The 6,062-nt window shown below is 76.6% G+C and carries 2 protein-coding genes and 1 pseudogene; all 3 read right to left on the minus strand.

Features of this window, described 5'->3' with window-relative positions; all coding sequences use genetic code 11:
• Window positions 1-19: 19 nt before the first annotated feature.
• Window positions 20-4,720, minus strand: a complete 4,701-nt coding sequence (locus tag IF00_RS0139340; protein ID WP_030326753.1) for a hypothetical protein — start codon at window positions 4,718-4,720, stop codon at window positions 20-22.
• Between the two features lie 52 nt (window positions 4,721-4,772).
• Entirely contained in the window at window positions 4,773-5,699 is a 927-nt protein-coding gene (locus IF00_RS0139345) for a hypothetical protein (protein WP_030326756.1), read from the minus strand.
• Window positions 5,696-6,062: pseudogene (locus IF00_RS0139350) on the minus strand (hypothetical protein); the annotation flags it as partial. The pseudogene IF00_RS0139350 and the gene IF00_RS0139345, both read right to left, overlap by 4 nt.

Consider the following 6,062-nt stretch of genomic DNA (forward strand, 5'->3'; position numbering starts at 1 on the left):
CGGGCCGCTCACTTGTGCGCTAGAGGGCCGCCGGCCGGCTCGGGTCGTCCGCCGTGTGCCGGCGGAACATCCGCGTCGCCGTGATCTCGCCGTGGATCGTCTCGCCCTCCGCCGCCGTCTGCGGCAGACCCGGACGCAGGTGTTCCTCCACGCTGATGTACTTGAGGCCGGCCCGCAGGTCGGCGTCGTTGCGCAGCCGGATCACCAGCGGGAACTCGGCGAGCGCGGTCGTGTCGAACAGACCCGTCGTGTACAGGAGCTGCACGCCCAGCGCGTCCGACACGGCCCGCTGGAGCTCCAGCAGGTACGTGGCGTTGGCGCGGCCGATCGGGTTGTCCAGGAACAGGGTGCCCGCGTGCCGGTGCTTGTCGCGGCCCCGGTCGTTGGACCGGAGCGCCGCCATCGTGCAGTACAGGGCGATGGCCGCGGTGAGCAGCTGACCGCCGGAGAAGACGTCGCCCATCTGCCCGACGGGCACCCGCTCGGCACGCAGCACCGCGTCCGGCTTGAGGATCTCGACGGAGACGCCCTTGGGTTCGAGCGCCGCCTGGACTCCGCGGAGCAGCAGGGACATGCCGTCACGGCGGAGGTCGGAGTTCTTCCTGACCGCGGCGCGGGTCGCCTCGTCGACGACCTCGCCGAGCCGCTCCGCGAGGGTGGCCTGGTCGGGCTCCTCGAAGCGGATCCGCAGGAACTCCTGGCCCGACCACTCCCCGAGGCCCTCGGGGAGGCGGGAGAGCCGCTGTGCCGAGCGGAGCGTCGCGAGCGAGGACTCCACCAGGCCGCGCAGCCGGTCGACGATCGAGTCGCGGTTGCGCTCCAGCTGCTCCAGCTCGTCGGTGAGGACCCGCAGCCGGGGCGCGAAGGCCTCGGCCCACTTGGCGGCGTGCTCGGGCAGCGCCGACGCGGGCAGTTCGCGGATCTGCTGGCGGGCCGGGGTGCGGACCTGCTCGTAACGGGTGGAGTTGGCGTGCCGTACGAGGATGTCGCTCGCCTCGCGGACGGCGGCGTCGGCCGCCGACAGCTCGGCCGTGCAGGAGCGCAGCGAGCGCCGCGCCTCCGAGGCCGTCGTACGGGCCTCCTCCAGGCTGCCGGGGTACGGCTCGGTCTCCTCCCGCTCCTCGTCGGTGTGGTCCCGGAGCAGGTCCCGCAGCAGGGCGGCGGTCTCGTCGAAGCCGCCCGCCGCGTCCTCGGCGGCCCGGTGGTCCCTGAGCAGTCCGGTGTGGGCGGCGCGGGCCGCCTCCAGGGCGTCGGCGCGGGAGGCGAGTTCGGCCGTGGCCGTACGGAGCAGGGCCTGGGCCCGCTCGGCGTCGGCGGGGACGAGGTCCTCGGGCAGCTCGGTGTGCTCCTCGCCGTCCTCGGGGGCGAGGCGCTCGGCCTCGCCGCGCAGCCGGCCGAGCTTCTCGCTGGCCTCCGACGCGCGGGTCTCCAGCATCTGCACGAGGGACTCGGCGCGGGCGGCGGCGGCCTGCCGGGACGGGCCGTCGGCGCCGTCCGTGGACTCCAGGAGCTGCTCGGCCCGGGTGCGGACCTTGTTGGTGAGGCGGTCGAGCTCGGTGAGGGCGGCGGACTCGTCGCCCTCGGCGCGGGCCTGCTCGGCCCGCAGGTCGGCGCCGACCCCGACCTTCTCGTACAGCTGGGACGCGGCCCGGTAGGCCTCGCGCAGGGTGGGCAGCGCGGCGCGGGGCGCGGGCGCGTCGCCCTCGGGGAGGGTGTCGGGTGCGCCGGCGATCTCGGCGCGCTCGGCCCGCAGGGCGCGGGCGGTGCGGTGGGCGTCGTCGGCGGAGCGCTGGGTCGCGCGCCGGTCCTCGTCGGCGGCACGCGCGCGTTCCAGACAGGTCTGGGCGCGGGCCTCGGCCTCGGCTGCGTCGTCGGCGAGTTCACGGAGCTTGGCCTGCCAGGCGGAACGCTCGCGCAGCCGGAAGGCGAGGCCCGCGAGGGCGTCGGCGACCCGGCGGGCGCGCTGGGCCGCCTCCTGGCGCTCGTCCCGTACCTGGGCGGCCTCTGCGGCGGCCTCGTCGGCCTCCGCACGCGCGGTGCGGGCCTCGTCCAGGGTGGCGGTCGCGGCCTCCGCGGTCTCCCGGGCGGTCGTGGCGACGGCCGAGAGTTCGGCGAGCATCCCGGGCGGGCAGTCGGCGCGCCACGCGCCGATCCGGGCCGCGAGGGAGCGGTCGCCCGCGAGGCGGGCGGCGAGGGTACGGATCTCCTCGTCGCGGGCGGCGGCGCGGGCACGCAGGGCGTGCCGCTCCTCGTCGGCCGCGTGCTCGTCGTGCATGGCCGGGTTCGGCGGGACGAGGAACACGCCGTGGACACCGCTGTCGTCCGCGGTGTCCTGCGCCGGTACGGGGGCGAGCAGGGCGGCGGCCGTGCCGACGGCCACCGCGGAGCGCGGCAGCAGGGCAGCGGTGCCGAGGACCTCGCGGGCGCGGCCGTACGAGACGGCGTCGGTGATCACGACGCCGTCGACCAGCTCGGGGCGGGCGGCGAGGACCCGCGCGTGGTCGGCGGGGTCGACGGCCTGGGCGAGGTAGCGCCAGCCGGGGAGGGCGGGGATGCCGTGCTCGCCGAGGTACTCGACGGTGGCGAGGACGTCGGGGCCCGGCGGCAGCAGGCCGCCGTCGCCGAGGGCGCCGAGGATCCGGGAGTCGTCCGCCGCGGCGGTGCGCAGCTCGAAGAGCTGGCGCTCGGCGGAGGTGACGGACTGGTCGAGCATGCCGCGCAGTTCGTCGGCGTAGCGGTCGAACTCGGTGACGGTGAGAGGGCCCTGGGGCTCGTCGCTCGTGTCCGTTCCGGCGGATTCGTCGGTGTCGGCGGCGGGGGTCGCGGCGCGCTGTCCGGGCAGGGGCGAGCCTGCGGCAGGGAGGTGCGCGCCGGTGGCGGGAAGACTCAGGAGTTCGGCGAGCCGCCGCTCGCCGGCGAGCGACTCGGCGGCGCGGCGCTCCGCGTCGTAGGCGTTCCCGGCGGCCTCGGCGGCGTCCGCGGCACGGGCCGCCGCGAGTTCGGCGCGGGCCTCGGCCCCGGCGGCCTCACGCGCGCGGTCCGCTGCGGTGCGGGCGGCCTCGCGCGCGGTGTCCCAGGCGGCGACCGTCGTCTTCTCGGCATCGCTCGCGGCGAGCGCGGCGCGTGCGGGGTCGGCGTCGGGGGCGGTGTCGTCGAGCCAGCCGGCCCGTACGGCCTCGGCGGTCTCCTGCTCGACCTCGGCGAGACGCTGGCGCAGGTGCCCGGCCTCGCTGCGGGCCCGCTGGGCCTCGGTCGCGGCGGCCGTGGCGTCGCGGTGAGCGGTCTCGCCGGCCTCCTGGAGGGCGGTGGAGCGCTCTTCCTCCTCGGCCGCGTGGCGCTCGCCCTCCTCGGCGGCGGCGGAGAGAGCCCGTACGAGGTCGGCGGCCGCCTCGGCGCGGGCCGCGAGCGCCGGTGCGGCGTCCCGCTCGGCCTCGCGGATGGCGGCGGCCACGCGCGCGGAGCGGTCGCCGGCGGCGCGGTGGCGGAGGACGACCTCGGCCGCCTGCCAGGCGGAGTGCACGGTGCGGGCGTCGGTGAGTTCGCGGCGCTGGGACGCGGCGCCCTTCTCGGCTGCGGTCAGCGCCAGGGAGGCGTGCCGGTAGGCGAGTTCGGCGGCGATGAGGGCGGCGCGCCCGCGCGCGGTCTCGGCCTCGGCGACGGCGTGTCCGGCGGAGGTGACCTGCTGGGCGAGTTCGGCTCCACGCGCGCGTTCCACGGCGGCGCGGGCGGAGAGCCGGCGGGCCAGGGTACGGGTGCGGCGCTCGGCCGCCGTGTGGATGTCGCGTGCGGTGGAGCGGGTCCCGGCGGCCTCGACGATCCGGTTGAGGAGGTCGACCGAACCGGCCGTGAACTCGCGCTCGGCGGTGAGCTCGGCGCGGCGGCCGAGCTTGTTGCCGAAGCCTCCGACGAGGTCGGCGAGACCGTCGGTGTCCCGGGTGTCGGTGACGGCCCGCAACAGCAGGTCGGTGAAGTCGGAGTCCTTCTTGACCGCGAAGAGGCCGGCCGCCTCGCCCTCGTCGGCGTTCATCTCGCGCTGGTAGCGGAAGAGTTCCGGGTCGAGTCCGAGCTCGCCGAGGTGCTCGTTCCAGCGGTCGTGGATCTCCTCCCAGTAGACCTCCAGGTGCGGGTACGCCTTGCCCGCCTCCGTGATCGCGTCGCGGAAGCCCTTCATGGTGCGGCGCCGGCCGGTCGCGCCGGAGGCGCCCTCGACGGGAGCTCGGACGGACGTCGCCTCGGCGACGGGGAGGTTGTCCAGGCTGAGTCCGGGGCCGGGACGGAACGAGTACCAGGCCTCGGCGAACTTCCGCGGGTCGGAGGAGACCTGCCGGCCGCGCCACTCGCTGGCCTTGCCGACGACGACCAGTTCACCGGTGAGGGTGTGCTGCCACTCCAGGGCGACGTGCCCGCAGTCGTCGGCGAGGAGGAACTTGCGCAGCACGCCGGAGCTGGCGCCGCCCAGGGTGTTGCGGTGGCCCGGGAGCATGACCGAGAAGATCAGCTTGAGGAGGACGGACTTGCCGCCGCCGTTCTCCAGGAAGAGCACGCCCGCGGGGGCGGGGCGGCGCGGCGGGCCGACCGGCTCCTCCTCGAAGAACTCCGCCTGGGTGGGGGCGGGGTGGGGCACGGGCGCGCCGACTCCCCGCAGGTCCAGGACGGTGTCGGCGTAGCGCGCACCGGCGGGACCGATGGAGTACAGGCGGACCCGGGACAGCTCGTACATGGCGAGGGACTCTCGTGCTCTCGTGCTCGGGAAGAACGGTTACGCGGGGCGGTTACGCCGACGGTGGCGCGTGGAAGGGCAGGCCCGCGTCGGCCGCGATCTCCAGGTCGTCGCCCTCGGGCGGCGGCAGGAGCGTGGCGGAGCCGTCGCTGACGGGGACGACGCCGAGTTCGAGGAGCTCGGCCATGGCTGCGGAACCGGCCATGTCGCGGACCTGGAGCTGATAGCGGGCGGTGGTCCGGTAGGAGCCGCCGCCCTCGTCCCCGGTGCGCTGGAGGAACCCGGAGTCGGTGAGGAAGGCGGCCGCCTTGCCGACGATGCCGGTGGTGGACCCGGCGAGACGGCGGGCGTCCTTGGTGGCGCCGGTGGCGCTGCGGCGGGCGTAGATCCGCCAGGCGGCCTCCAGACCGGGGGCGTCGGACGCCGGGTCGGTGTTCTCGCCCTGCTCCTCTGCGCGCTGCTCCAGACGCAGACACGCCTGCCGTACGAACGCGTCGACGCCGTTGACGGTGAGACGGCCGATGTACGCGTCGTCCGCGAGGTCCTCGGGGCGGGGGAAGGCCATGGCGGCGATGGCGAGATGGGCCAGGCCGTGCAGGAAGCGGTCGGCCGAGTCGGTGGAGGCGCGGCGCGCGTAGTCGCCCATGCGGACGGCGAAGACGGAGTCCTCGCCGGCGGTGACGGCCATCCCCGCGCGCGGGGAGACCTCCAGGACGATGAGCCCGAGACCGGTCGCGACGGCGTCGGCGAGGCGCGCGAAGGCGGGGTCCTCGCGGTAGCGGCGCAGCAGTTCCGCGTACTCGGCGTCGCGGGCGGGGAGCAGCTTGGGCTGCAATCCGAAGGAGACGAGGCGGGCCGCGTCGGAGGCGTCGGCGGGGGTGACGGCGGGTGCGGCGCCTCCGCCCGTGGAGGCGGCCGGGGGCTGCGGGGGCTCCTGCTCGCCCCACGCGTCGGCGTACTCGGCGTGGGTTTCGCTCACGGCTGGGGCTCCTCGGTACGGCTCTCGGTCGATGGGGGGACGGCGGGGGTGACGGGCCCGGCGGGATCGGCGGGTGTGACGGGGCGGGGTACGGGCAGCGGGACCGGGGTGACGGCCGCGGGGCGCTCGGTGGCACCGGGGAGGCGTACGGGCGCGGCCGTGGTGTCCGTGAGGCGCACCGGGCGCACGGACGGGGTGCCGCTCCGGCGCTCGGCCGTCGTGCGGGACGGCTGCGGCACCGCCACGACCCCGAAGCGGGGCGGCGTGCCGGGGGCCCACGGGGACGGGTCGTCCGGCTCGCCCCGTGGTCCGGCCGGGGGGTCGATCCGGACGTGGCGGACGCGGGGGCCGGGGGTGGGGCTG

Origin of the sequence: Streptomyces flavochromogenes (assembly GCF_000717595.1) — a bacterium.
GTDB classification, from domain to species: Bacteria; Actinomycetota; Actinomycetes; order Streptomycetales; family Streptomycetaceae; genus Streptomyces; species Streptomyces flavochromogenes.